Below are 19,714 nucleotides of genomic sequence, written 5' to 3'. Positions count from 1 at the left end.
GCCGGGTGACCGGCGCCGCATCAGCAGCTAGCTGCAGTCATTTTCAAGGGTGATGACACAGAGATCGTCGGAAGCGTCGGTTTCCGCGCCGGCATATGTGTCGGCAACATCCGGGTCCTCCGCAGGACGCAGTTTCATCTGCTGCACGACCTCCGGGGCAGCCGGGCTTGCACCGGCAGCAGGAGCAGCCTGCTGGGCGGTTGCCCCTCCCCCTAGCAGCGGCTTGGTGTAGTCGAACTTCCGGCTCGCTTCCGGTTCGGCTTCAAGCACCACCGTGGTCGGGGTTACCGTGCCGTTGAGCAAAGGATCGACGGCGCGCAAGGATGGATCATTGGCGTCGAAATCATCCGGCTTCGGATTCGGCCGCACCACGTCACGCTTTGCGCTCCTCACCGGATAGGGCGTGTAACCCGACAGGCCCAACCGCGTGCGGATGTCATCAGTCAGCCGCGCGACCAGCACGGTTTCGGCGTGGGATCTGTTGAAATCAGTGAAGTTCAGGCTCAGGACCTGTGAGCGCTGCACCTCTTCGGTGTTCGAATCCACCAGCGCCATATCGAGGGTGACGGACTGTGACGTGCCGCCGAACAGCCTGACCGGCGAAGGGTCCTCCTTCCGCTCGAGGACTTGAATTCTGAGTTCCGAAGTCTGGCCGACATCGGCGGTGGCACGGCCGACACTGGCTTCCAGCCTGGCCTGCAGCCGCTCGGCAAATTGGGTGTTTTCAGCCCCGTCGGCCATGACCCTAACTTGGGTGACGCTATAGGGCGTGCCTGGATCCATCGGCTTCGGCCGGCCGGCACAGGAAGATACGACAGCAGCCAGCAAGACAAGTAGGACGGTGTGCAAGAAACGCAAATGGAATGGCTGGTCTTGCCGCATGAATCTGCTCCGGATCTGAATTGCTCCACCCCAGAGAAAATCACATTTTATGGTTAGCACATGGTTAAGGCCGCACGGATTGGCCGCAGCATCCGCGAAGAAGCTGCTGATTGCTCCCGCTCACAGCAGCATTTTCACGCGTCCTCGGCGCCGTCCATTTCTCCAAAACGAGCCCCCGGCAAGCGCGGTTCCATTCGTATCAGCCGGGAATCGGCCACTGCGGCCTGGCGGTGCCGGACGGCCTTTCGGTAGTCAGGATCACGCAACATGGCAACAAAGGCATCCTTGTCTGGATACTCGGCAATGAAGGCCAGATCCCAGGCTTCGCTTTGCGGGCCGATCAACATCAGCTCGGGCTTGCCAACCCAGACCTGACGGCCGCCCAGCCGTTCGAAAACCGGGCCACTTTCCCGTGCATAGCTGGCATAGGCCTCGGCGCCGGTGGCGACAGTGCCATCCTCGTAGTCGGCCTGCTCGCGAAACCGGACCAGATTGAGCATGTGGACGGGACCCGACCGATCGAGTGCGCGAAATTCTGCGAATGTCTCCTTCGTCGGGTCGACAAACCCGCCTGGCGTGTCATCCATCTAAATTCATCCTCTCGTTTGCTCTGCCTCAACCGCAAAGCACAAGAAATACCCCAATTCAACGTCCTGTGAATACCGTTCAGAAAAACCTCCGAGCACCGGGGTCTGGCCAGCGCTCGGACTTAGCCACTTACTAATGCGCCGCGCATCCAATCGGATGCGCAAAGGTCGCTGTAAGACTCTGAAAAGTTGCATGTACGTTATCGTTCAAATGAAACCATCTGAATGCGACATGCACCAGGATCACATTTCCATTTCCATAGCTTCTGCCACTTCGATGCTGCCGCCGGCGCTTATGTGCGGACAGGCCAGGGCCATGGTGACCGCAGCCTCCATCGTGTCGGCCTGAACAATCGTAATGCCGGACAGCGGATTTGATCCGCCTCCCTCTTCAGCTCCGGCGGAACTGACTGTCCAGGACTTGCCGACCGGGACGCCCGGATCGACGACCGCATCGCCCAGACCCTGCATCCACTCGCGCCAGGCAAGCATGTGATTTGCGCCGTCCTGCTTTGTCTCGAACTCGGGGGCACCGTGATAGGCGAAAACAAATTTTGGCATCAGCACGTCTCCTCTCGTCGCTGCGGGAAGCAGGAGAGACCGGCTTGCGCAGCGCTCGATCCATCCCCAATCACTGGAAGAGGGTGGCTTCCCTCTCCTGCGCTTATTATTCTCACAGGAAGCGGGAATAGTCACAAGACAAGCGCCGCGCATCCGCTGGATGCGCAAAGGTCCCTAGAACGCTTTGCTATGATACATGTAGGTTGTCGTTCAAATGAGTTTGAACGCAGCTGCGCTAGCGCTTGAACGACAAGAGGATCAGGTTCGCCGCATCGAAATCGACCCGGCGCTTGGCGCGGCGTTCAGCGGCTTCATGGTCCTCGCCCCACTGCGCGGCATTGAAATCCTCGTCGACATGGGCGGCATCCCAGATCTCGGAAGGTTCCCCCTGCCCCTCGGCCAGCGCCAGGGCAAGCACCAGCGAACCCGTAAGCGAGGTGATGGTGTGCAGCGCGGTCAGCTGCAGTGGCGAGGAATGGCGGCGAAGAAGCGCGGCAATGGCGCGGATCGCTTCGGGGGGCTGCTCGACATGGACTATGCCCTCCGACAGCACCAGCCGCGCGCCCATGTTTGCGGCCCAGTCGAGATAGGGATCCCAGGCTTCGCTCTCGCGCGCGACCAGGCTTTCAGGCGCATCGGCGCGATAGCAGAGCAGATCGGAACCGGCATAGCGCAGGATATCCTCGAACACTTCCTCTTGTGCAGAGGCCACGCCGTCGATTGCGGTGTTGATCATCCGCGTCAGTGGCATGGTTGCCGGATCGATCAGCTCCTGCTGCGCCTGCCATTCGGCAGCGAGCGCCTCGGCCAGCTCACGGTCAGGCACGCCCAACGGTTTGCGTGACGGGGTGCGGAGCGGCTTGCCGTCGAGGGCGACGACGAAATCCTGGTCGTCACCGGCAACCACCGTGGCCTCCTTGTAGAAGCGCTTGGGCAATTGCTTCTGCAGGCCGATCTGGGTCTCGCGGACCGGGTCGGAGAGCTTGTCGCCCTTCTCTCCCAGATCAAGATCGCTGAGTATGTCACGCATGGGTGCGTCTCCTGTCATCAGATAAGGGCGGCCAGTTCGCCGGCATAATTGACCACATGAGCGGCACCGGCAGACTTGAGCGCTTCGGCGGGTCCGTAGCCCCAGGACACGCCAACCGGGCGCGCGCCGGCGCTGACGGCCATCTGCATGTCATAGACCGCGTCGCCGATCACGGTGGTGTGTTCGGGATCCACGCCAGCCTCCGCGCAGCATTCCAGCACCATTGCCGGATGCGGTTTGGACGGGCAATCATCGGCGGTACGAGCGGTGAAGAAAGCCTTTGTCAGGCTGTGATGGTCAAGGATCGCATCAAGCCCCCGGCGGGACTTGCCGGTGACAACGCCCAGGATCACATCGTCGCGCGAGGCCAGCGCCTCGATCAATGGCAGCAATCCGTCATAGGCAGGCTCCAGCGTGCCGCCGTTCTGACGGTGCAGCATGAAATGCTCCTTGTAGCGGGCGGTCATGGCGGCAATTTCGGCATCCACCGGACGCTTGAGCATCTGTGCGATGGCAATGTCCAGCGTCAGGCCGATGATCGACTTGGTCAGCTCGAGGCCGGGCCGCTGTTGCCCGAAATCCTCGAATGTGCGCTCCATGCAGGCATGGATCACCGCCGCGCTGTCGACAATGGTGCCGTCACAGTCAAAAAGAACCAGCTTCATGCCTCGTGCTCCCCGCCGCTTTCCTCGTCGAAACCGAGCAGGTTCCAGCTTTGCTGCATATGCGGCGGCAAGGGTGCTGTGACGGAAAGCCGGCCGCCATCGGGATGGGGGATTGAAATGTGCCGCGCCAGCAGATGCAGCCGGTTCTGCATGCCTGTGGGGAACTCCCAGTTCTTGTCAAACGGGAAGTATTTCGGATCACCGATGATCGGGTGACCCAGGTGCAAAGCGTGCACGCGAAGCTGGTGAGTGCGGCCGGTATAGGGTTCGAGTTCGAGCCACGCGAGGTTCTGCGCCGCCTTGTCGATGATGCGGTAATAGGAGACCGCGTGATCGGCGCCCTGTTCGCCATGTTTTGCGACTCGCATCCGGTCGCCGTCCTCAGTGGCTTCCTTGATCAGCCAGGTGGAGATCTTGCTCTCGTTTACGCGCGGTACGCCCTTGACCAGTGCCCAATAGGTCTTCTTCGTGGTCCGTTCGCGGAAGGCGGCTGTCAGCGACTGGGCCGCGCCACGCGTGCGTGCAACCACCAGCACACCTGCCGTATCGCGATCGAGACGGTGAACCAGGCGCGGCTTCTCGCCCTTCTTGTTGCGCCACGCCTCCAGCATCTCGTCGACATTGCGGGTGACGCCGGAGCCGCCCTGCACGGCAAGACCGGCGGGCTTGTTGAAGACCAGCACCTTCGGATCTTCATGCAGCAGCATCTGGCTGAGCACTTCGTGGTCGTTCTGACTGCGCATGGTCTTGGCAGTCAGCGGTCCGCTCGCCTTCTCGTCGACTTCGAGCGGCGGAATGCGGATCGTCTGCCCGGCCTGGATTCGGGCGTCCGACTTGACCCGGCCGCCATCGACACGGACCTGGCCGGATCTGAGCAGCTTTTGCAGCGGCCCGAAGCCGAGGCCCGGAAAATGCACCTTGAACCAGCGATCGAGCCGCATGCCCGCCTCGTCCGGATCCACCTTTTTGAGCTGTACGCCCGCCATATCGATTATCTCTTTGATCTGCGCGTCAGAGCTGGCGCGCCAGCCAGAGCCCGCCAAACAACGCCAGAATGGAAACTGTGACGCTGGCAATCACATAGGCAGCCGCCGCCGTCAACGCGCCGCGCTCGTAAAGCGTCACCGCATCAAGGGAAAAGGCCGAAAATGTGGTAAAACCACCGAGAAATCCGGTCGCCAGCAGCAAACGCAGTTCCGTATCGCCGGAAGAGCGCCGTGCAAGCCAGGCGATCAGCAGCCCCATGGCAAGCGATCCGGCGATGTTGACCAGCATCGTGCCCCAGGGAAAGCCGGGGCCCGAGGCGCGCGTAACCGCCATGCCGGAGAGGTGGCGCGAGACAGCGCCAAGTCCACCGCCGATGAAAACAAGGATGAGTGCATTCATCAGGGCTGCTTAGCTTAAAACCGTGCAGCGATAAAGCGATTGCGCGCGGAGCGACGTCCGGACCGGCGCCCCCCTCGGCGCGAACATTCAGGCGCGTCTGGCCAGGGCCACATCATCGGCGAATTCCTGCACAAAGGCATCGAGCGCCTGCCAGTCTGTAAACTCGTGATCCCGGCTTGTATCGACCGGCCCACCCTCCTTAGCCGCAATCCTGCGCATCAGGGCCCGTTTGAAGAAATCATACTCGAGGAATTTCAAAGCGCCGGCGGCATGATGGACTTTCGGGATGTGAAAGCCAGTCTTCTTCTCAAGCTTGGCGGGATAGGCTTCCGCCTCGGCACGCTCCTCGGCGCTGTCGCTGTGGATGGCAAGCGACACCGACACCAGCGCCGTGGGCACCTGAGCAAGCGCGTCTTTCCACTCGGTGACAAATTGCGCCACCGGAGACGGGTAGCGGCCGATGTGGATCGGGGCGCAGATCAGCACACCATCAAACCGTCCGGGAACGGCAAATCCGGGCTCGCGGATGTCGCCCAAGAACACAGCCTGCCCGGCTGCCTCAAGCCTGGCCGCAGCGTGTTCGGCAATCTTGCGGGTATGCCCCTCGATGGTGGCATACAGAACCAGAACCGTCATGGATCCATCCTCGGTCAATGTTATCGAGGATCATGCAGCGGTTCTGCGCGACGGGCATTGATGCAAGTCAGGGGAAGCGGTTGGGTGAAGAACTTACCGCTCAGCCGCAGCAGTTCGCGCCAGCGCCAGAAGCTCGCCACCGGGCATTTCGGGTGAGGTCTTGGCGGCAAATGCCTCATCGACCAGGCGGCAGATCAAGGCGTTGACCGGCGCGGTGCGGCCGTGGGTTTCGGCCAGTGAGCAGACGGCGCCATTGAGGAAGCGGATTTCAGGCTCCCTGCCAGCCTTCAGGTCATCCCAGGATGATGACCGGGCGGTGTCATCCATCCTCAACTGCTGGCGGGCGACAACGCGGAAAAGCCAGGTCGGCAACCGCAACACTTTCGGGATCAGGCGGGGACTGGTGCGGCTGGCACCGACGATGCTGATTCCGGCGGCATCCAGGGTTGCGAGCAGTTCTTCCATGGCCATGGCCAGAACCAGCCGATAGCCGCGATCCTGAAACTGCCGCAGCAGCGGCTTGCCACTTATCACATTGAGGCCGTTGTTGAGGTTGAGCAGCAGCTTGCCCCACTGCAGGGCGTCAAGATCGTGATGGATTTGAATCTTGAGGCCGGATGCCTTCGCAAGGTCCGTCAGGCTGGTTGAAGCGCTTGACGGGCCGACCAGCACCGTGCCCTCCATCGCGCAGTGGACGGCGTTGGGCGACAGTCGAACGACGTTGAAGGGGACCGTACCGGCCACCACTTCGTGGTTTGCAAGCAGTCGTTTAAGCAGTTCGACATTGCCGACGCCGTTCTGCAGGCTGATGATCGTGGCGCCAGGTTTGAGCGATCTGGAGAGTTCAAGTGCTGCGGCTTCGGTGTCGCCGGACTTGGTGCAAAACAGCACCACATCGCAGCCGCCCAGACTGTCAGCGCCGCCCGATTCATACTGCTCCGGCTTCAGCGTGGCCTTGAAACCATCATAGCGTGACAGCGACAGGCCGCGCTTGATTGATGCAAGTGTCCGCCCGCGGGCGGCAAACACCACTTTCGCACCGCCATGGGCGAGCATGCCGCCAACATAGAGACCGATTGCACCGGCTCCCATGATGCCGATATTCGGTTCTGCTTGCGCGGTCTCACTGCCCATTGCTTGCTAGCCTTTTCCTGAGCGCTCTTTCCTGAGCCGGTTCCAGAATTCCAGACGCTTGCGGATGTCGCGCTCGAAACCGCGCTCGGCCGGATCATAGAAGGTCTTGCGGCCCATCGCCTCGGGAAAATAGTCCTGTCCGGAAAAGGCGTCTGGCTCGTCGTGATCGTAGCGGTAGCCTTCATTGTAGCCCTCCGCCTTCATCAGCTTGGTCGGTGCATTCAGGATATGCTTGGGCGGCAGCAGCGATCCACCCTGTTTGGCAGCCCGCATGGCGGCCTTGTAGGCAACGTAGACCGAATTGGATTTGGGCGCGGTGGCGAGATAGACGCAGGCCTGGGCCAGGGCGAGTTCGCCTTCGGGCGAGCCGAGAAAATCATAGGCATCCTTGGCCGCGTTGGCGATCACCAGCGCCTGGGGGTCGGCCATGGCGATTTCCTCGGACGCCATGCGGACCAGCCGACGGGCGAGGAACAGCGGGTCCTCGCCGGCATCGAACATGCGGCAGAGATAGTAGAGTGCTGCATCGGGATCCGAGCCGCGGACCGACTTGTGCAGCGCGGAGATCAGATTGTAATGCCCGTCCTGGCTCTTGTCGTAGACCGGCGCGCGGCGCTGGACCACCTTGACCAGTGCTTCGGTATCGAACACCTCGTCCTGCCGGGCGGCGCGCCAGACTTCTTCGGCCAGCGTCAGCACAGCGCGGCCATCGCCGTCGGCCATGCCGAGCAGGCTCAGCCGGGCATCGGCGTCGAGCGGCAACGGCTTTCCGGTGTCTTCCTCGGCACGGAGGAGCAGGTTTTCCAGACTGTCCTGATCATGCGATTTGAAGGTCAGAACCCGGGCACGCGACAAAAGCGCGGCGTTGAGTTCGAAGGACGGGTTTTCCGTGGTCGCGCCAACCAGCACGATGGTGCCGTCTTCCATCACCGGCAGGAAGCTGTCCTGCTGCGCCCGGTTGAAGCGATGGATCTCGTCGACGAACAGCAGGGTCTGGCGACCACTCATGCGCCGGGCACGGGCTGTCTCGAACACCTTCTTGAGATCGGCCACACCGGAGAAGATCGCCGAGATCTGGTCGAATGCCAGATCCGTCTCACCGGCGAGCAGCCGTGCCACCGTGGTCTTGCCGGTGCCGGGCGGGCCCCAGAAGATCATCGAGCCGAGGCTGCCCGAGGCGATCATCCGGGTGATCACGCCGTCCTCACCGGTCAGATGCAGTTGCCCGGTAACCTCGGCCAGGGTGGCAGGCCGCAGCCGGTCGGCAAGCGGACGGTGCCCGCTCGGCGCGGCGCCGGGTGTGGCAAACAGATCGCTCATCGCCTCACCGGATGATCTGGCGGATGCGCTGGCCACCACGGACGATCTCGAAACGCCAAAAGCTGGCGCCTTCTGACAGGAGCTGTTCGAGGATGTCGACATTGGCAATTTCCACGCCGTTGATCACGGCAATCAGATCCCCGGGCCGGAAGCCGTAACGCCCGGCAAGCGAGCGCGCCGGTACCTCTGTCACAATTACCCCGCGGAGCGATTGCGGAAGCCGCATCTTGTTGGCCAGCCGCGGCGTGATGTTGGAGACGGAAGCACCCGAGAACGGGTTCTCGCCCCTCAGGATGCGGCGATCGCGCGGATCATCTTCCGGTGGCGCCTGCAGCGTGACTTCCACGGTCCTGCGGCCTCCCCGCGCCAGCACGTCCAGTTGCGCCTTCGTGCCGACCGCTGTGGTTGCCAACCGGTAGCCAAGAGCATCGGGATGTTCTATCGGGCGGCCATTGAACCCAAGCACGATGTCGCCGATGCGTAAGCCGGCGTCGGCGGCCGGTCCGCCCTCGGTGACATTGGCCACGAGTGCCCCTGCTGCCCGGCTCAGTCCCAGGGCTTCGGCGATGTCAGCCGTTACCGGGTCGAATGCGGCGCCGATATAGGGCGGCTCAAAAATCTCACCCCCCGATTGCGCAGTCTCGGCGACAGCGCGCACCAGATTGGCGGGGATGGCGAACCCAATGCCATTGGAGCCGCCGGAACGGGAAAAGATCGAGGAGTTGATGCCGATCAGCCGACCACTCATGTCGATCAGCGCACCCCCGGAATTGCCCGGGTTGATGGCGGCATCGGTCTGGATGAAGGAGCCGAAATCAGAAACACCGACGCTGTTGCGGGCAAGCGCCGAAACAATACCACTGGTCACGGTCTGCCCGACGCCGAAAGGGTTGCCGATCGCCAGCACGATATCGCCGACCTCGGTGTTGTCGGTGTCGCCGAATTCGACAATCGGAAACGGTCCCTCGCCTTCGATCTGCAGGATCGCCAAGTCGAAGCGCTCGTCCTTGAGCAGGATACGGCTCTGGAACTCGCGGCCATCGGCAAGCGCCACACGCACGTCGTCCGCGCCCTCGATAACATGGTTGTTGGTCACAACGATGCCGTTGCGCTGAATGATGACGCCGGAACCGAGCGCAGACTGTTTTTCGGTGCGGTTGGGCATGCGCTGCCCGAAGAAGCGTTCGAAAAACGGATCACCGGCAAATGGCGACAGACTGCGCTGAACCAGCCGGTCGGCATAGACATTGACCACAGCCGGCGCGGTTGCCTTCACCAGCGGCGAGAACGATTGCATCATGTCCGCACGCGAGCGCGGCACCTCGCGTCGCGGTTCGATGGATTGGGTGGGGCGAAGCTCCGGCGCCGGATCCGCGGGTGCGACTTCCTCCGCCCCGCCGCCAAATACATCGCGGAAGATCTTCCCGATCGTATCGCTTACCGTTTCTTCAGTTTTGCTCTGGGCTGTTGCCGGCACAAGCAACGGCGTTGCCACCACACACACAGCCAGCGAAGCCAACAGCAAGGCGCGCAACCGCGAACGATCTGGAATCATGTTGGTAATCCTCGGTGATTTTGGCCAGTATGGCCTGACTGCCACGGTAAAGTCATCATCACTTTGACCGCTTCATGGCAAGCTATGCGATGGGGTGCAACTATCGAAGCTCGACCAGTCGATGTGCTGTCACTTGTCAGTCGACCACCGTTTCAGGCGCACAGTTCTCTGGAGCACAGAAAAGGCCGGGCACACGAAGCACCCGGCCTGTCATGTCTGGCAATGCCCGAAAAGAGAAGCGCTTACGCTGCTTCTTCTTCACCCGAAGCGGCTTCCAGAGCCGTGCGAGCGCGGTCCTTGGCACCCTTGGCGTCGACATCGCGGTCGACGAACTCGACAACGGCCATCGGAGCATTGTCGCCGGTGCGGTAACCAGCCTTCATGATCCGGATGTAGCCGCCGTTGCGGGTGGCGTAGCGGGTTGCGATGGTGTCGAACAGCTTGCGCACGGCCTCGTTGTCGCGGATCTGCGAGATCGCCTGGCGGCGGGCATGCAGATCGCCGCGCTTTCCGAGCGTGACGAGCTTTTCAACGATCGGACGGATTTCCTTGGCTTTCGGCAAGGTGGTCACGATCTGCTCATGTTCGATGAGCGAAGCCGCCATGTTGGCGAACATCGCCTTGCGGTGGCTAGAGGTACGGTTAAGCTTGCGACCTGAATTTCCATGGCGCATGGCTAGTCTCCTTCACATGCAGGCGCACGCCTGCCGTTTGACGGTTTAATACTGGTCTTCGTAACGCTTGGCGAGATCTTCGATGTTTTCCGGCGGCCAGGACGGAACTTCCATACCCAGATGCAGGCCCATGGAAGCGAGTACTTCCTTGATCTCGTTGAGCGACTTGCGGCCAAAGTTCGGAGTCCGGAGCATTTCCGCTTCGGTCTTCTGAATCAGGTCGCCGATATAGACGATGTTGTCGTTCTTCAGGCAGTTGGCCGAACGGACCGAAAGTTCCAGCTCGTCGACCTTCTTGAGAAGCGACGGGTTGAAAGCCAGTTCCGCGACGGTTTCCTCGTGAACTTCCTTCTGCGGTTCGTCGAAGTTGACGAACACACCGAGCTGGTCCTGAAGAATGCGAGCGGCGTAGGCCACAGCATCCTCGCCGCTGACCGAACCATCGGTTTCGATGTTCAGCGTCAGCCGGTCGTAATCAAGAACCTGACCTTCGCGGGTGTTTTCCACCTTGTAGGAGCACTTCTTGACCGGCGAGTAGAGGCTGTCGACCGGGATAAGGCCGATCGGGGCATCTTCAGCGCGGTTACGGTCAGCCGGCACGTATCCCTTGCCGTTGTTGACGGTGAATTCCATGCGGATTTCAGCGCCATCATCGAGCGTGCAGAGGACGTGATCGGGGTTGAGGATCTCGATGTCGCCTACGGTCTGGATGTCGCCGGCCTTGACCACACCGGGTCCCTGCTTGCGAACGACCATGCGCTTGGCTTCGTCGCCTTCCATGCGGATAGCGATTTCCTTGATGTTCAGGATGATGTCGGTGACATCTTCGCGAACGCCGGGGATCGAAGAGAATTCATGCAGTACACCGTCGATCTGCACTGCGGTGACAGCAGCGCCCCGCAGTGAAGACAGAAGAACCCGACGCAGGGCGTTGCCCAGTGTCAGGCCGAAGCCACGCTCGAGCGGTTCTGCAACCACGGAAGCCTTTGTGCGGCCCGAGGTGTTGAACTCGACCTTGCTTGGCTTGATCAGTTCCTGCCAGTTTTTCTGAATCATGTCTGTTGCCTTCCTGTTGCCGCACTATCCAATCGTGCGGCCAAGTGAGAAGAGGATCAAACGGGCGCCGGGAGAGCCGGACCCGCTGAAATTCGGCAGTCGGTTAGACCCGGCGCTTCTTGCGCGGACGGCAACCATTGTGCGGAATCGGCGTTACATCACGGATCGATGTGATGACCAGACCTGCAGCCTGAAGCGCGCGAAGCGCGGACTCACGGCCCGAGCCGGGACCGCAAACTTCAACTTCAAGTGTCTTCATGCCGTGATCCTGCGCCTTCTTGGCAGCATCTTCAGCAGCCATCTGGGCTGCAAAAGGGGTCGACTTGCGCGAGCCCTTGAAGCCCTTCGAACCGGCAGACGACCAGGAAATCGCATTTCCCTGTGCGTCGGTGATGGTGATCATCGTGTTGTTGAAGGACGAGTTGACGTGCGCAACGCCCGTCGAAATATTCTTGCGTTCGCGCTTTTTGACGCGTGTGGCTTCTTTCGCCATGATTTTTCCTTTCGAGATATCAGCACCGCCGTAGCACCAGCGGCTCCACCGGGTTCACCCAGGCTGCAGTCCAAACTTCAAAGCGGTGGTTGCACCAACCACCGCCCCTGATCCGGAACCGCCCCTCAGGCGAAGCCCAATTACTTTTTCTTGCCGGCAATCGCCTTGGCCGGACCCTTGCGGGTGCGGGCATTGGTGTGGGTCCGCTGACCACGCACCGGCAGGCCGCGACGATGGCGAAGACCGCGGTAGCAGCCAAGGTCCATCAGACGCTTGATGTTCATCGAGTTCTCACGGCGCAGGTCGCCTTCAACCTGGTAGTCGCGGTCGATGGTTTCACGGATCTGCAGGATCTCTGCATCCGAAAGCTGATTGACGCGGCGATCAAGCGGGATACCAACCTTCTCGACGATTTCGGAAGCGAACTTCGCGCCGATGCCGTGGATGTAGGTCAGCGCGATCACAACGCGCTTGTTTGTCGGAATGTTTACGCCAGCTATGCGGGCCATTTGCTTCTCCATGTGGGCCGGGACAGATCTGATCTGGCCGGCGGGTTATTGTTGACCCGCGTCCGGTGGAGGCCGGCCCTTGCGGGGTAGTCTCTTGACCAGGTTCGACGTTCAGCCAAAGGGATGGCGAGGATCCTGGGGAGTATGCAACCCGACACACTAAAAGCGACCAGAACCGTTGCCTCAAGTCTTCGAGGGAACGTGCCGGTCGCCTGGATGTCGCGAGTTAGGCTGCTCTTAACGGAACATGGAGGCTTTCGTCAAGCTCTTCGCGTTCGCTAATTCATCGTTTCGCTTGCCAGACGGGCGGTCAAAGCCGTAGCCAACCGCCCATCCGACTGTTCAATCAGTTCACAACGAGGCCAGTACGGCTTCGATTTCTTCCGTGACCGCATCAATGCTCGCCATGCCATCGACTGTGCGTAGCGCACCCTTGGCATAGTAGTAACCGGTCAGCGGCGCGGTCTTCTTGTAATACTCGCGCAGGCGTTCTTCGAACACCTCGGGGTTATCGTCCCTGCGCACCGGCTGCCCGGCGGCGGCGGCCTCTTCGGCCCGCTTGACGATGCGGCCCACGAGCGCTTCGTCGTCGACGAGCAGCTCAATCACCGTGTCGAGCTTCATGCCCTTGGCGCCCAGCATGGCTTCAACCGCATCGGCCTGAACGAGGGTGCGCGGGTAACCATCGAGGATGAAACCACGGGCACAGTCGGGCTGATCAATTCGCTCGGACACAATCGCATTGACGATATCATCGGAGACCAGTTCACCGGCATCCATTACCGCCTTGGCGCGTTTGCCGACATCGGTGCCGGCAGCCACAGCGGCCCGCAACATGTCGCCGGTCGACAGTTGCGGAATGCCGTGTTTTTCAACCAGACGCTGGGCCTGGGTCCCCTTGCCCGCACCTGGCGGTCCCAAAAGAATAAGTCTCATCGTCCCTTCTTGCCTCCCCGAAGTTTGGACTTCTTGATCAGCCCTTCATACTGCTGAGCAATAAGATGCCCCTGAATCTGCGCAACCGTGTCGAGCGTCACCGAAACGACGATCAGAAGCGACGTACCACCCAAATAGAACGGAACGCCGGTCTGCGCGATTAGGAATTCGGGTAAGAGACAAACGAAGATCAGGTACATGGCGCCGATCACGGTGATTCGCGTCAGCACGAAGTCAATATACTCGGCAGTCCGCTCGCCGGGACGGATGCCCGGAATGAAACCGCCGTGGCGCTTGAGGTTATCAGCCGTGTCCTTCGGATTGAACACGATCGCAGTGTAGAAAAACGCGAAGAAGCCGATCATCAGGGCGTAGAGCGCCATATAGGCCGGCTGTCCGTGACCGAGAGACGCCAACACGGTCGAAGCCCAACCCGGCAGGTTCTGTGTATTGGAGAAGCCTGCAATGGTGGCCGGCAGCAACAGCAGCGACGAGGCAAAGATCGGCGGAATGACGCCTGCGGTGTTGAGCTTGAGCGGCAGGTGCGAGGTATCGCCCTGGAACATCCGCGAGCCGACCTGGCGCTTTGGATACTGGATCAGCAATTGCCGTTGGGCGCGTTCGATGAACACGATGAAGGCAATCACGGCGATGGCCACGACGATCACGGCGATGATCAGTCCGGTCGAAAGTGCCCCGGTCCGGCCAAGTTCCAGCGTGCCTGCCACAGCCGATGGCAGGGCTGCCACGATACCGGCGAAAATGATCAGCGAAATGCCGTTGCCGATGCCGCGCGCAGTGATCTGCTCACCAAGCCACATCAGGAACATGGTGCCGCCGACAAGGCTGATGACGGTGGCAATACGGAAGAACCAGCCCGGATCGGTGACGATTCCGTTGCCTGATTCGAGCCCGACCGCGATGCCATAGGCCTGCACGGTACCGAGAAGCACGGTGCCGTAGCGGGTGTACTGGTTGATGATCTTGCGGCCCTGCTCGCCCTCTTTCTTGAGCTGCTCAAGCGTGGGCACGACCGAGGTCATCAACTGGATGATAATCGAGGCGGAGATATAGGGCATGATGCCGAGCGCGAAAATTGCCATACGCTCGACGGCACCGCCGGAAAACATGTTGAAGAGACCGAGAATGCCGCCGGCCTGGCCCTCGAAAGCCTGGGCAAACGCATCGGGATTGATACCCGGGAGCGGAATGTAGGTCCCGAGGCGATACACCAGAAGCGCGCCAAGGGTGAACCAGATCCGCTTCTTGAGATCTTCCGCCTTGGCGAAAGCTCCGAAATTCAGATTGGAAGCGAGTTGTTCGGCTGCAGATGCCATTGCGTTCTCCGCGCGGACCATCCGGCGCCTGATGAACCCGATCATCTCCGGAGGGTCTGAGTTGGTTTCACCGGACCGTGCGGCCCGACCGGACTTACCGTATCTGACCCCTGCCCCAGTCGCCGCGGCTTACCGCGACAGCTGATCCCATATGGGATGAAAACCGCCCGATGTGAAGCACCGGGCGGTCAAAAATATTATTCTTCAGCAGCAGCCGGGGCTGGTGCGAGAAGCTTGATGGTACCGCCGGCCTTTTCGACCTTTTCAATCGCGGTGCGCGAAGCGCCTGCAACTTCAAGGGTCAGCTTGGCCTTCAGCTCGCCGTCGGCAAGCACGCGGACACCGTCCTTGGCGCGGCGGATGACGCCGGCAGCCTTGAGAGCTGCTGCGTCAACAGTGGCCTTGCCGTCGAGCTTGCCTGCATCGACGGCTGCCTGAATGCGGCCGACCGAAACGACATTGAAGTCGGTCGAGAAGACGTTCTTGAAGCCGCGCTTCGGCAGACGGCGGTAGATCGGCATCTGCCCGCCTTCAAAACCGTTGATGGAGACGCCGGAACGGGACTTCTGTCCCTTGACACCACGCCCACCGGTCTTGCCGGTACCGGAACCGATACCGCGACCTACGCGCTTGCGGTCCTTGTTTGCACCTTCGTTGTCGGTGATCTCATTGAGTTTCATGACGGTACACTCCCACTCACTTCTCGTCGACAACGCGAACGAGGTGGCTGACCGCGCGGATCATGCCACGAACGGACGGCGTGTCCTCGAGGGTCCGGACGCGGTGCATCTTGTTGAGGCCCAGGCCGATCAGCGTCTGGCGCTGAACGTTGGGACGGCGAATCGGGCTGCCGATCTGTTCGACGGTGACCGTCTTGCCCTTTTTATTGTCAGCCATGGTCTTGGCTCCCTAATACGATAAAGGCGGAGGCCCGATTACTCTTCGGCGCCGGCGGAGACACCGCGGCGTTCCTGGAGCGTGGAATACTTCAAGCCGCGCTGCGAAGCGATGTCCTTGGGGTGCATCTGGTTCTTGAGCGCGTCGAAAGTGGCGCGGATCATGTTGTAAGGGTTCGACGTACCCGTCGACTTTGCAACAACGTCCTGCATTCCGAGCGTTTCGAAGACCGCACGCATAGGGCCACCGGCAATGATACCGGTACCGGGCTTGGCGGCGCGCAGAAGCACCTTGCCAGCGCCGTGGCGGCCATGCACGTCGTGGTGCAGGGTACGGCCAGAGCGCAGCGGCACGAAAATCAGATCGCGCTTGGCGGATTCTGTCGCCTTGCGGATTGCTTCCGGCACTTCGCGTGCCTTGCCGTGGCCGAAGCCGACGCGGCCCTTCTGATCCCCGACAACCACCAGGGCTGCGAAACCGAAGCGACGGCCGCCCTTGACGACCTTGGCAACGCGGTTGATGTGTACGAGCTTGTCGACGAATTCGCTGTCGCGCTCGTCTTCTCTACCGCGGTTGTCGCGGCGACCTTCCTTGGCCATTGTCCTGTTCCTTATTCTTTTCCGGAATCAATCGGCTGGTTTGACTTAGAAGTTCAGACCGCCTTCGCGGGCTGCTTCAGCGAGTGCCTTGATGCGGCCATGATAGATGTATGCGCCACGGTCAAAGACCACTTCCTTGATGCCTGCCTTGACAGCACGCTCGGCAACAAGCTTGCCAACTGCTGCAGCTGCGGCAACATCTGCACCGGTCTTGAGGTCGGCGCGCAGGCCGGCGTCAAGCGTGGATGCCGCTGCAAGCGTACGGCCTGCAGCATCGTCGATAACCTGAACATAAATGTTCTTCGACGAGCGATGTACCGACAGGCGTGGGCGGCCATTGGCCACCGCTTTGATCTGGCGGCGGACCCGGTTGGACCGACGCGTAAGGGATTGTTTCCTGCTAGCCATTTCGCGTCTTCCTTACTTCTTCTTGCCTTCTTTGCGGACAATCCGCTCTTCAGCATACTTAACGCCCTTGCCCTTGTAGGGCTCCGGGCTCCGATAGGAACGGATCTCAGCAGCAACCTGGCCAAGCACCTGCTTGTCGATGCCGGTGATAACGATTTCCGTCGGCTTCGGGCAAGCAATGTTGACGCCCTTGGGCGGCTGGTAGACGACGTCATGGCTGAAGCCAAGCGCCAGCTGCAGGTTCTGGCCCTGCATGGCAGCGCGGTAACCGACGCCGTTGATCTCGAGCTTGCGCTCATAGCCGTCCTTCACACCGGTGAGGATGTTGGCGACCATGGTGCGCGACATGCCCCATTTGGAGCGCGCGTCCTTGGAATTATCAACGGGAGTGACCGAAATCGCGTTGTCTTCGAGCTTGAGCGACACTTCGTCGTTCGCAACAAAAGTCAACTCGCCCTTTGGACCCTTGGCGACCACAGTCTGACCGTTGATCGTCGCTGTGACGCCGGCGGGGACTGGGACGGGTTTTTTACCGATACGAGACATTGTTCAACCTGTCTGTTCGAGTTGGAGGCTCTGCACGATCAGAAGATCGAGCAGAGAACCTCACCACCAACATTGTGCTCGCGCGCAACATGATCAGCCAAAACGCCCTTCGGAGTCGAAAGGATCGTGATGCCGAGACCGTTGGCGACCTGCGGAATGGACTTGACGGAGACGTACACGCGACGGCCCGGCTTGGACACGCGGGCGATCTCGCGGATCACCGGTGCGCCTTCATGGTACTTGAGCTCAATGCTCAGTTCCGACTTGCCGTTGTCGTATGCGACTTCGGTGTATCCGCGGATGTAGCCTTCCGACTGCAGCACGTCGAGTACGCGGGCGCGCAGCTTCGAGGCAGGAGTCGATACGGAAGACTTGCGGCGAGCGACGCCGTTGCGGATGCGGGTGAGCATATCACCCAGAGGATCAGTCATTGCCATATTGCGTGCTCCTTACCAGCTCGACTTGACCAGGCCTGGCACCTTGGCCAGCGACCCGAGTTCACGCAATGCGATACGCGACATGCCAAGCTTGCGGTAATAAGCGCGCGGGCGGCCGGTAACTTCGCAACGATTGCGAACGCGAATCTTCGACCCGTTGCGCGGCATTTCGGCCAGCTTCAGGGTTGCACGGAAGCGTTCCTCGATCGGAAGCTCCTGATTCTTGGTGATCGCCTTCAGCTCTGCGCGCTTTGACGCATCACGAGCGACCAGTTTGCGGCGGCGCTGGTTCTTTTGAATTGCGCTGACTTTCGCCATATCAGATATCCTTTTTACGAATGCCGTTACGATTACTGGCGGAATGGGAAGTTGAACTCTTTCAAGAGAGCCCGTGCTTCGTCATCCGTTGGTGCCGTCGTACAAACGATGATGTCCATGCCCCAGATCTGATCAACCTTGTCGTAGTTGACCTCCGGAAACACGATGTGCTCCTTGATGCCCATGGCGAAGTTGCCACGGCCGTCAAAGCTCTTCGGGTTCAGTCCGCGAAAGTCACGAACGCGCGGCAGCGCGATGGTGATCAGACGGTCCATGAATTCAAACATGCGAGCGCCGCGCAACGTGACCTTGGCGCCAATCGGCATCTGTTCACGAAGCTTGAAGCCTGCAATCGAATTGCGGGCGCGGGTGATGACCGGCTTCTGACCGGCAATCGCAGCGAGATCCTCAGCCGCAACCGCAGGCTTCTTGGAATCGGCTGTCGCTTCACCAACACCCATGTTGATGACAATCTTGTCGAGGCGCGGGATCTGCATTTCGTTTGCATAGGCAAACTGGTCCTGCATGGCCTTGCGAATACGCTCGACATATTCCTTCTTGAGCCGCGGCTCGTACTTATCAGCCATCGATGACCACTCCCGAACGCTTGGCGACGCGCACCTTTTTCTCACCCTCGATGCGGAACCCGACGCGGGTCGGCTTGCCGTCCTTGGGGTCGGCAACTGCGAGGTTGGACAGGTGAAGCGAGGCTTCCTTGTTGATAATGCCGGCTTCCTGGGTCTGGGTCTGGCGCTGATGGCGCTTGACCATGTTGAGACCACGGACAACCGCACGGTCTTCCTTGGGCATCACAGCAAGAACTTCGCCAGTACGGCCCTTGTCCTTGCCGGTAAGAACGACGACCTTGTCGCCTTTGCGGATCTTTTGCATCGGTTTCGTTCCTTACAGCACTTCGGGAGCCAGCGAGATGATCTTCATGTGGCTCTTGGCGCGCAATTCGCGCGGAACCGGTCCGAAGATACGGGTGCCGATCGGCTCTTTCTTGTTGTCGATCAGGACAGCTGCATTGCCGTCGAAACGGATCACGCTGCCGTCGGCGCGGCGAATGTCTTTGGCTGTACGAACGACAACCGCCTTCATCACATCACCCTTCTTGACGCGGCCGCGCGGAATTGCCTCCTTGATCGAGACGACGATAACGTCGCCGATAGAAGCATATTTCCGCTTGGAACCGCCCAAAACCTTGATGCACATGACACGACGAGCGCCGGAATTATCCGCGACGTCGAGGTTTGTCTGCATCTGAATCATATCAGGCCGCCTTCTTGTTGTTACCGGCACGGTTGGGCTCACAGGCCCCCTATACCAGCTTGGGAATCAATTCTTTTTTGCGCGGAAAGGTTATTGCCAGGGTGGTTTCCCCTAAGGGACCTTCCGTGCGCTGAAAGCAGAAGAACGCCCGTTACCGGGGCGTTCTGCGCCAATGGCCTGCTTCATACAGGATTCTCGGCGGGGCGCAAGGGCCCTCGCCTCAAAACCTATTCATTCAAGCCTGGACGGCCTCGACGACAGTCCAGCGTTTGTCCTTGGAAATGGGCGCGCATTCCTGGATGGAAACCTCATCGCCCACCTTGTACTGATTGTTTTCGTCATGCGCCTTGTAGTTCTTGGTGCGACGAACAATCTTCCGCATGACCGGATGTGCGAAACGGCGTTCCACCCGGACAACCACGGTCTTCTCGTTCTTGTCACTGACAACAGTGCCCTGCAGAATGCGTTTTGGCATT

Annotated in this window: 28 protein-coding genes; all 28 read right to left on the bottom strand. The window is 60.5% G+C overall.

What is annotated here, in order from left to right:
- Nucleotides 1-27: 27 nt before the first annotated feature.
- Nucleotides 28-741 (bottom strand): hypothetical protein, encoded by a 714-nt coding sequence (locus tag CRO46_RS17640; RefSeq protein WP_097109121.1) that lies wholly within the window; start codon nucleotides 739-741, stop codon nucleotides 28-30.
- A 275-nt stretch (nucleotides 742-1,016) separates the two neighbouring features.
- The gene (locus CRO46_RS17635) at nucleotides 1,017-1,469 is read right to left on the bottom strand and encodes a DUF1330 domain-containing protein (RefSeq protein WP_097109120.1); all 453 of its coding nucleotides are present in this window, start codon (nucleotides 1,467-1,469) and stop codon (nucleotides 1,017-1,019) included.
- A 243-nt stretch (nucleotides 1,470-1,712) separates the two neighbouring features.
- Complete coding sequence (locus CRO46_RS17630) at nucleotides 1,713-2,030, bottom strand: YciI family protein (RefSeq protein ID WP_097109119.1); 318 nt, start codon at nucleotides 2,028-2,030, stop codon at nucleotides 1,713-1,715.
- A gap of 235 nt (nucleotides 2,031-2,265) precedes the next feature.
- Entirely contained in the window at nucleotides 2,266-3,060 is a 795-nt protein-coding gene (locus tag CRO46_RS17625) for an ATP12 family chaperone protein (protein WP_097109118.1), read from the bottom strand.
- A gap of 17 nt (nucleotides 3,061-3,077) precedes the next feature.
- Complete coding sequence (locus CRO46_RS17620) at nucleotides 3,078-3,725, bottom strand: HAD-IA family hydrolase (RefSeq protein ID WP_097109117.1); 648 nt, start codon at nucleotides 3,723-3,725, stop codon at nucleotides 3,078-3,080.
- Complete coding sequence (locus tag CRO46_RS17615) at nucleotides 3,722-4,711, bottom strand: RluA family pseudouridine synthase (RefSeq protein ID WP_097109384.1); 990 nt, start codon at nucleotides 4,709-4,711, stop codon at nucleotides 3,722-3,724. The genes CRO46_RS17620 and CRO46_RS17615 overlap by 4 nt, the downstream gene beginning before the upstream one ends.
- 25 nt (nucleotides 4,712-4,736) lie before the next feature.
- The gene (crcB, locus tag CRO46_RS17610; protein ID WP_097109116.1) at nucleotides 4,737-5,111 is read right to left on the bottom strand and encodes a fluoride efflux transporter CrcB; all 375 of its coding nucleotides are present in this window, start codon (nucleotides 5,109-5,111) and stop codon (nucleotides 4,737-4,739) included.
- An 87-nt stretch (nucleotides 5,112-5,198) separates the two neighbouring features.
- On the bottom strand, nucleotides 5,199-5,747 hold the full coding sequence (locus CRO46_RS17605; RefSeq protein WP_097109115.1) for a flavodoxin domain-containing protein: 549 nt from the start codon (nucleotides 5,745-5,747) through the stop codon (nucleotides 5,199-5,201).
- A 93-nt stretch (nucleotides 5,748-5,840) separates the two neighbouring features.
- Nucleotides 5,841-6,881 carry a 2-dehydropantoate 2-reductase gene (locus tag CRO46_RS17600; protein WP_097109114.1) on the bottom strand — a complete coding sequence of 347 codons (1,041 nt, stop codon included), beginning with the start codon at nucleotides 6,879-6,881 and terminating at the stop codon, nucleotides 5,841-5,843.
- A gap of 6 nt (nucleotides 6,882-6,887) precedes the next feature.
- Nucleotides 6,888-8,201 carry a replication-associated recombination protein A gene (locus CRO46_RS17595; RefSeq protein WP_097109113.1) on the bottom strand — a complete coding sequence of 438 codons (1,314 nt, stop codon included), beginning with the start codon at nucleotides 8,199-8,201 and terminating at the stop codon, nucleotides 6,888-6,890.
- A gap of 4 nt (nucleotides 8,202-8,205) precedes the next feature.
- The gene (locus tag CRO46_RS17590; RefSeq protein ID WP_097109112.1) at nucleotides 8,206-9,756 is read right to left on the bottom strand and encodes a DegQ family serine endoprotease; all 1,551 of its coding nucleotides are present in this window, start codon (nucleotides 9,754-9,756) and stop codon (nucleotides 8,206-8,208) included.
- A gap of 242 nt (nucleotides 9,757-9,998) precedes the next feature.
- A complete protein-coding gene (gene rplQ / locus CRO46_RS17585) occupies nucleotides 9,999-10,430 on the bottom strand; it encodes a 50S ribosomal protein L17 (protein WP_097109111.1) in 432 nt (143 codons plus the stop codon).
- 45 nt (nucleotides 10,431-10,475) lie between these two features.
- The gene (locus CRO46_RS17580; protein WP_097109110.1) at nucleotides 10,476-11,486 is read right to left on the bottom strand and encodes a DNA-directed RNA polymerase subunit alpha; all 1,011 of its coding nucleotides are present in this window, start codon (nucleotides 11,484-11,486) and stop codon (nucleotides 10,476-10,478) included.
- A 103-nt stretch (nucleotides 11,487-11,589) separates the two neighbouring features.
- On the bottom strand, nucleotides 11,590-11,979 hold the full coding sequence (gene rpsK / locus CRO46_RS17575) for a 30S ribosomal protein S11 (RefSeq protein WP_097109109.1): 390 nt from the start codon (nucleotides 11,977-11,979) through the stop codon (nucleotides 11,590-11,592).
- Between the two features lie 140 nt (nucleotides 11,980-12,119).
- Nucleotides 12,120-12,488: a 30S ribosomal protein S13 gene (rpsM, locus tag CRO46_RS17570; protein ID WP_097109108.1), complete on the bottom strand. Its 369-nt coding sequence runs from the start codon at nucleotides 12,486-12,488 to the stop codon at nucleotides 12,120-12,122.
- A 351-nt stretch (nucleotides 12,489-12,839) separates the two neighbouring features.
- The gene (locus tag CRO46_RS17565) at nucleotides 12,840-13,424 is read right to left on the bottom strand and encodes an adenylate kinase (protein ID WP_097109107.1); all 585 of its coding nucleotides are present in this window, start codon (nucleotides 13,422-13,424) and stop codon (nucleotides 12,840-12,842) included.
- Complete coding sequence (secY, locus tag CRO46_RS17560; protein ID WP_097109383.1) at nucleotides 13,421-14,761, bottom strand: preprotein translocase subunit SecY; 1,341 nt, start codon at nucleotides 14,759-14,761, stop codon at nucleotides 13,421-13,423. Before secY ends, CRO46_RS17565 begins: the two co-directional genes overlap by 4 nt.
- A 197-nt stretch (nucleotides 14,762-14,958) precedes the next feature.
- The gene (rplO, locus tag CRO46_RS17555; protein ID WP_097109106.1) at nucleotides 14,959-15,441 is read right to left on the bottom strand and encodes a 50S ribosomal protein L15; all 483 of its coding nucleotides are present in this window, start codon (nucleotides 15,439-15,441) and stop codon (nucleotides 14,959-14,961) included.
- A 16-nt stretch (nucleotides 15,442-15,457) separates the two neighbouring features.
- The gene (gene rpmD / locus CRO46_RS17550) at nucleotides 15,458-15,658 is read right to left on the bottom strand and encodes a 50S ribosomal protein L30 (RefSeq protein WP_097109105.1); all 201 of its coding nucleotides are present in this window, start codon (nucleotides 15,656-15,658) and stop codon (nucleotides 15,458-15,460) included.
- Between the two features lie 38 nt (nucleotides 15,659-15,696).
- Nucleotides 15,697-16,257 carry a 30S ribosomal protein S5 gene (gene rpsE, locus CRO46_RS17545; protein ID WP_097109104.1) on the bottom strand — a complete coding sequence of 187 codons (561 nt, stop codon included), beginning with the start codon at nucleotides 16,255-16,257 and terminating at the stop codon, nucleotides 15,697-15,699.
- Between the two features lie 45 nt (nucleotides 16,258-16,302).
- Nucleotides 16,303-16,665: a 50S ribosomal protein L18 gene (gene rplR, locus CRO46_RS17540; RefSeq protein ID WP_097109103.1), complete on the bottom strand. Its 363-nt coding sequence runs from the start codon at nucleotides 16,663-16,665 to the stop codon at nucleotides 16,303-16,305.
- 12 nt (nucleotides 16,666-16,677) lie between these two features.
- Nucleotides 16,678-17,211: a 50S ribosomal protein L6 gene (rplF, locus tag CRO46_RS17535; RefSeq protein ID WP_097109102.1), complete on the bottom strand. Its 534-nt coding sequence runs from the start codon at nucleotides 17,209-17,211 to the stop codon at nucleotides 16,678-16,680.
- A 38-nt stretch (nucleotides 17,212-17,249) separates the two neighbouring features.
- The gene (rpsH, locus tag CRO46_RS17530; RefSeq protein WP_097109101.1) at nucleotides 17,250-17,648 is read right to left on the bottom strand and encodes a 30S ribosomal protein S8; all 399 of its coding nucleotides are present in this window, start codon (nucleotides 17,646-17,648) and stop codon (nucleotides 17,250-17,252) included.
- Between the two features lie 12 nt (nucleotides 17,649-17,660).
- Nucleotides 17,661-17,966, bottom strand: coding sequence for a 30S ribosomal protein S14 (gene rpsN / locus CRO46_RS17525; protein ID WP_097109100.1), 306 nt, complete (start codon nucleotides 17,964-17,966; stop codon nucleotides 17,661-17,663).
- 32 nt (nucleotides 17,967-17,998) lie between these two features.
- Complete coding sequence (rplE, locus tag CRO46_RS17520; protein WP_097109099.1) at nucleotides 17,999-18,553, bottom strand: 50S ribosomal protein L5; 555 nt, start codon at nucleotides 18,551-18,553, stop codon at nucleotides 17,999-18,001.
- A complete protein-coding gene (gene rplX, locus CRO46_RS17515) occupies nucleotides 18,546-18,857 on the bottom strand; it encodes a 50S ribosomal protein L24 (RefSeq protein WP_097109098.1) in 312 nt (103 codons plus the stop codon). The genes rplE and rplX overlap by 8 nt, the downstream gene beginning before the upstream one ends.
- A gap of 12 nt (nucleotides 18,858-18,869) precedes the next feature.
- Nucleotides 18,870-19,238, bottom strand: coding sequence for a 50S ribosomal protein L14 (gene rplN, locus CRO46_RS17510; RefSeq protein ID WP_097109097.1), 369 nt, complete (start codon nucleotides 19,236-19,238; stop codon nucleotides 18,870-18,872).
- 235 nt (nucleotides 19,239-19,473) lie between these two features.
- The gene (gene rpsQ / locus CRO46_RS17505) at nucleotides 19,474-19,713 is read right to left on the bottom strand and encodes a 30S ribosomal protein S17 (RefSeq protein ID WP_097109096.1); all 240 of its coding nucleotides are present in this window, start codon (nucleotides 19,711-19,713) and stop codon (nucleotides 19,474-19,476) included.
- Nucleotide 19,714: the final 1 nt, after the last annotated feature.

Source organism: Parahoeflea halophila (assembly GCF_900220985.1).
In the GTDB taxonomy this organism is placed as follows: domain Bacteria; phylum Pseudomonadota; class Alphaproteobacteria; order Rhizobiales; family Rhizobiaceae; genus Hoeflea; species Hoeflea halophila.
Note: the sequence above shows the minus strand (reverse complement) of the source record. Positions and strands in the feature narration are given on the sequence as shown.

What these genes read in the sequence shown, in the direction of transcription:
- CRO46_RS17625 (WP_097109118.1), bottom strand. Translation starts at nt 3,060, where the DNA reads ATGCGTGACATACTCAGCGATCTTGATCTGGGAGAGAAGGGCGACAAG.
- CRO46_RS17620 (WP_097109117.1), bottom strand. Translation starts at nt 3,725, where the DNA reads ATGAAGCTGGTTCTTTTTGACTGTGACGGCACCATTGTCGACAGCGCG.
- crcB (WP_097109116.1), bottom strand. Translation starts at nt 5,111, where the DNA reads ATGAATGCACTCATCCTTGTTTTCATCGGCGGTGGACTTGGCGCTGTC.
- rplN (WP_097109097.1), bottom strand. Translation starts at nt 19,238, where the DNA reads ATGATTCAGATGCAGACAAACCTCGACGTCGCGGATAATTCCGGCGCT.
- rplQ (WP_097109111.1), bottom strand. Translation starts at nt 10,430, where the DNA reads ATGCGCCATGGAAATTCAGGTCGCAAGCTTAACCGTACCTCTAGCCAC.
- CRO46_RS17605 (WP_097109115.1), bottom strand. Translation starts at nt 5,747, where the DNA reads ATGACGGTTCTGGTTCTGTATGCCACCATCGAGGGGCATACCCGCAAG.
- CRO46_RS17630 (WP_097109119.1), bottom strand. Translation starts at nt 2,030, where the DNA reads ATGCCAAAATTTGTTTTCGCCTATCACGGTGCCCCCGAGTTCGAGACA.
- CRO46_RS17640 (WP_097109121.1), bottom strand. Translation starts at nt 741, where the DNA reads ATGGCCGACGGGGCTGAAAACACCCAATTTGCCGAGCGGCTGCAGGCC.
- CRO46_RS17580 (WP_097109110.1), bottom strand. Translation starts at nt 11,486, where the DNA reads ATGATTCAGAAAAACTGGCAGGAACTGATCAAGCCAAGCAAGGTCGAG.
- rpsK (WP_097109109.1), bottom strand. Translation starts at nt 11,979, where the DNA reads ATGGCGAAAGAAGCCACACGCGTCAAAAAGCGCGAACGCAAGAATATT.
- rplX (WP_097109098.1), bottom strand. Translation starts at nt 18,857, where the DNA reads ATGCAAAAGATCCGCAAAGGCGACAAGGTCGTCGTTCTTACCGGCAAG.
- rplO (WP_097109106.1), bottom strand. Translation starts at nt 15,441, where the DNA reads ATGAAACTCAATGAGATCACCGACAACGAAGGTGCAAACAAGGACCGC.
- CRO46_RS17615 (WP_097109384.1), bottom strand. Translation starts at nt 4,711, where the DNA reads ATGGCGGGCGTACAGCTCAAAAAGGTGGATCCGGACGAGGCGGGCATG.
- CRO46_RS17600 (WP_097109114.1), bottom strand. Translation starts at nt 6,881, where the DNA reads ATGGGCAGTGAGACCGCGCAAGCAGAACCGAATATCGGCATCATGGGA.
- secY (WP_097109383.1), bottom strand. Translation starts at nt 14,761, where the DNA reads ATGGCATCTGCAGCCGAACAACTCGCTTCCAATCTGAATTTCGGAGCT.
- rplE (WP_097109099.1), bottom strand. Translation starts at nt 18,553, where the DNA reads ATGGCTGATAAGTACGAGCCGCGGCTCAAGAAGGAATATGTCGAGCGT.
- CRO46_RS17595 (WP_097109113.1), bottom strand. Translation starts at nt 8,201, where the DNA reads ATGAGCGATCTGTTTGCCACACCCGGCGCCGCGCCGAGCGGGCACCGT.
- CRO46_RS17565 (WP_097109107.1), bottom strand. Translation starts at nt 13,424, where the DNA reads ATGAGACTTATTCTTTTGGGACCGCCAGGTGCGGGCAAGGGGACCCAG.
- rpsH (WP_097109101.1), bottom strand. Translation starts at nt 17,648, where the DNA reads ATGGCAATGACTGATCCTCTGGGTGATATGCTCACCCGCATCCGCAAC.
- rplR (WP_097109103.1), bottom strand. Translation starts at nt 16,665, where the DNA reads ATGGCTAGCAGGAAACAATCCCTTACGCGTCGGTCCAACCGGGTCCGC.
- rpsE (WP_097109104.1), bottom strand. Translation starts at nt 16,257, where the DNA reads ATGGCCAAGGAAGGTCGCCGCGACAACCGCGGTAGAGAAGACGAGCGC.
- rplF (WP_097109102.1), bottom strand. Translation starts at nt 17,211, where the DNA reads ATGTCTCGTATCGGTAAAAAACCCGTCCCAGTCCCCGCCGGCGTCACA.
- rpsN (WP_097109100.1), bottom strand. Translation starts at nt 17,966, where the DNA reads ATGGCGAAAGTCAGCGCAATTCAAAAGAACCAGCGCCGCCGCAAACTG.
- rpsQ (WP_097109096.1), bottom strand. Translation starts at nt 19,713, where the DNA reads ATGCCAAAACGCATTCTGCAGGGCACTGTTGTCAGTGACAAGAACGAG.
- rpmD (WP_097109105.1), bottom strand. Translation starts at nt 15,658, where the DNA reads ATGGCTGACAATAAAAAGGGCAAGACGGTCACCGTCGAACAGATCGGC.
- CRO46_RS17590 (WP_097109112.1), bottom strand. Translation starts at nt 9,756, where the DNA reads ATGATTCCAGATCGTTCGCGGTTGCGCGCCTTGCTGTTGGCTTCGCTG.
- rpsM (WP_097109108.1), bottom strand. Translation starts at nt 12,488, where the DNA reads ATGGCCCGCATAGCTGGCGTAAACATTCCGACAAACAAGCGCGTTGTG.
- CRO46_RS17635 (WP_097109120.1), bottom strand. Translation starts at nt 1,469, where the DNA reads ATGGATGACACGCCAGGCGGGTTTGTCGACCCGACGAAGGAGACATTC.